This is a genomic window from Calothrix rhizosoleniae SC01 (assembly GCF_900185595.1).
Classification (GTDB): Bacteria; Cyanobacteriota; Cyanobacteriia; order Cyanobacteriales; family Nostocaceae; genus Calothrix_A; species Calothrix_A rhizosoleniae.
Window position 1 is genome coordinate 1 of record NZ_FYBH01000440.1, and the last position, 3,194, is coordinate 3,194.

2 protein-coding genes and 1 pseudogene are annotated in these 3,194 nt (G+C 37.5%); 2 read left to right on the forward strand and 1 reads right to left on the reverse strand.

Features of this window, described 5'->3' with window-relative positions; translation table 11 throughout:
- Positions 1 to 346 precede the first annotated feature (346 nt).
- A complete protein-coding gene (locus CALSC_RS25130) occupies positions 347 to 1,084 on the forward strand; it encodes a sulfite exporter TauE/SafE family protein (protein WP_088243917.1) in 738 nt (245 codons plus the stop codon).
- Positions 1,085 to 1,094: 10 nt separating this feature from the next.
- Here CALSC_RS25130 and CALSC_RS25135 read toward each other — a convergent pair whose 3' ends face one another.
- Entirely contained in the window at positions 1,095 to 1,622 is a 528-nt protein-coding gene (locus tag CALSC_RS25135) for a phosphoribosyltransferase (RefSeq protein ID WP_088243918.1), read from the reverse strand.
- A 69-nt stretch (positions 1,623 to 1,691) separates the two neighbouring features.
- On the opposite strand from CALSC_RS25135, the pseudogene CALSC_RS25140 reads away from it, so the two are divergent.
- A pseudogene (locus CALSC_RS25140) lies at positions 1,692 to 3,127 on the forward strand (MFS transporter).
- Positions 3,128 to 3,194 lie beyond the last annotated feature (67 nt).

Consider the following 3,194-nt stretch of genomic DNA (forward strand, 5'->3'; position numbering starts at 1 on the left):
TTGGAATTGATGGTGAGTCCTTACCAGGAAAATCGAAGGAAAACAAACATGAAGATGGTGTGCCCATAGAAGGCTTATATTATGAATAATTAGTGCTCAAAATCCTAAGACCAATTATTTTTCTTGATTTTGAGTAATTTGTGGCTGGTATAAATCCACTTTTATTACTTAAATATTTGTCAATTTTGTCTTCTGCGGTATCTCATTATGAGATAAATTAGTATTCAATTTTTCCATATTATATATGTGTATATTCAAGATAAATTGATTTACAATAAGATGGAAGACAGAAAAATTGAAACCAAAAAATTAGCAGTAGAAAAATTAAGCAGTTATCAAAAATAATATGGTCTATTTGTGGTTAACACTAGCAAGTATTTTCGGGTGGTTCGTTAGTACCCTAGCAGGTGGTGGTAGTTCATTTCTCTTAATGCCAATAGTTGGTATATTTTTAGGAGCTGTAGCAATCCCACCAATTATTACAACTGGAGCAATTCTTGGTAATGCTGAACGTGCTTTTGCTTATCGAGAAAAAATTAATTGGACAGTCATTGCTTGGGAACTACCGGGCGCTATTGTTGGTGCTTGTTTAGGCGCTTTTATGTTGACCCAAATCCCTGTAAGATGGCTGAGTTTTTTAGTTGGATTATTTTTAGTTATCTCTGGTATAAATTTAATTATCAAGAATCAAAAACAGTCTTTTTTGGTTCGTGAATGGTATTTTCTCCCAGCAGGTTTTATTTATTCATTTTTGTCAGGGATTATTGGTAGCATGGGGCCTTTACTTGCACCTTTTTATCTCAATTATGGTTTGGAAAAAGAGGAATTATTAGGTACTCAAGCATTTAATCGGGTAGTGGTTCATATTATTAAGTTAATCGCCTACGCAATTTTTGGTACTTTAACTCTGCCTTATTTCAGATACGGGATTCTCATAGGCATAGCTGCTTTTCCGGGTAATTGGTTGGGGCATTTGGTCTTAGAACAAATTAGTCCTCAATTATTCCGTAGATTAGTAATTGCTTTTGTGCTTTTTAGTGGTGTTTTTATTCTCTGGGAGCAAAGGAGTCTATTAATACTTTAAATAATTGTCCTCACTCCTTAACTTTTTCATTCTTCCACTTCATTGTCAGTTCTTGAGGACTAATAAGTTCGTATGGTTCAAAAGGTTGATGAATCCAAGGATTGTCAGGTAGATAATCAACATGGTAATCGGGGGTAAAAACCGAGCAAGCTTTATACCAGATAACAGCAGTACGAATTTCTTGGATGGGAATATGACTATATTCATGTAGCCAAGGAATTGTTTTTTGGAGTGTTACCCCAGAATCAACCAAATCATCTACAAGCAGAATTTGCGAGCCTAAATGCTCTCTTGTCATAGTTAAGTGATGGGCAAATGTTAACTCACCCCTTTCTTGCTTGCCCGCACCACTGTAAGATGATGTTGCCAAAATTGCTAAGGGTTGGTTATATATACGTGAAAGCATGTCTCCGACTCTTAGTCCACCCCTAGCAAGGCAAACAATTTGGTTGAATTCCCAGCCAGATTCATAAATCTGAACTGCCAGTTGTTCAATTTTTTGGTGATAATCTGACCAAGAAATATCAAGGTCTAGCATAAGGGACATAATCTATAGCTAAGACAGGATGGCAGGCTTTTTATTTTAATATGACGGGCGCAAAAAATTATGAGTGGTGCTGCCTCTGATGGCAATTTTCAAGACTTGGGTACAAAGAAGAAACTCAATCTCAACACCAAATTAGCTTATGGTGCAGGGGATTTAGGTCCAGCAATTACTGCCAATATATCTATATTTTTTACGTTGGTATTCCTTACCAATGTGGCTGGAATTTCGGCAGGTTTAGCAGGTAGTATCTTGCTAATTGGGAAAATTTGGGACGCGGTGAATGACCCCTTTGTGGGGGTACTAACTGATAAAACCAAATCCCGGTGGGGTCGCCGTCTTCCTTGGATATTTTGTGGTGCATTCCCTTTTGGTATTTTCTTTTTTTGCTATGGTTAGTACCCCCAGGCCTAAATACTTGGGGATTATTTTGGTATTACGTGGCAATTGGGACTATTTCTCAGGTATTTTACACTGTGGTCAATTTGCCATATACGGCGATGACCCCAGAACTGACTCAAGATTATGACGAACGTACTCAACTCAATAGTTTTCGCTTTGCTTTTTCCATTGGTGGGAGTATTTTATCCCTAATTTTGGCGAAATTTATTTTTGATAGTATTGCTGATCGTCAAGACCAATATTTTGTTTTAGCAGGTATTTGTGGAATCATAGCAGTAATATCCTTATATTGGTGTATTTGGGGAGTGCGCGATCGCATTTTAGCTTTTGAAGCTACACGTTCTCAAGTTGAAGAATCAGAATCCATACCCATCCCAGAACAGCTAAAAATTGCCTTTTCTAATCGACCATTTTTATTTGTCATTGGTGTTTATCTTTTTTCTTGGTTAGCCGTACAAATAACAGCAAGTATTATTCCTTACTATGTTGTTAACTGTATGCAAATGAAAGAATCAGATGTACCCACGGTATTAATTTGTGTCCAAGGCACAGCTTTATTAATGCTGTTTGTCTGGAGTCATTTGAGTCAACGGTTGGGGAAAAAAGCCGTATATTTTATGGGTATGAGTTTATGGATTATTGCCCAAATAGGGTTATTTTTCTTACAGCCTAATCAAATGACTTTGATGTATATCATGACAATAATGGCTGGTTGTGGAGTTTCTGTAGCTTATCTGGTGCCATGGTCCATGATACCCGATGTGATTGAATTAGACGAGTTGCAAACTGGACAACGTCGGGAGGGAATTTTTTATGGTTTTATGGTGTTGCTACAAAAATTTGGTCTAGCCTTGGGGTTATTTTTAGTAGGACTAGCATTAGAGGCTTCTGGTTTTCGGGAAGCGATACAAGGGCAAGCCACACTACCAGTACAACCAGAATCAGCAATTTTGGCAATTAGACTGGCGATCGCACCTTTACCGACAATTTGCTTAATTACTGGTTTGTTTTTAACCTATTTTTACCCCATTACTAGGGAAATGCACGCAGAAATTTTGCTGAAGTTGAAGCAGAGGAGTGAAGGAGTGAGTGAGTGAAAGAGGGAAAGAGGGAAGGAAGGTAGTCCCGATGAAAAAATTTCACCACCAATTATCTAAGTAGGTT

Excerpts from the sequence above, each read along its gene's own strand:
- CALSC_RS25130 (WP_088243917.1), top strand. The coding sequence starts at position 347 with ATGGTCTATTTGTGGTTAACACTAGCAAGTATTTTCGGGTGGTTCGTT.
- CALSC_RS25135 (WP_088243918.1), bottom strand. The coding sequence starts at position 1,622 with ATGCTAGACCTTGATATTTCTTGGTCAGATTATCACCAAAAAATTGAA.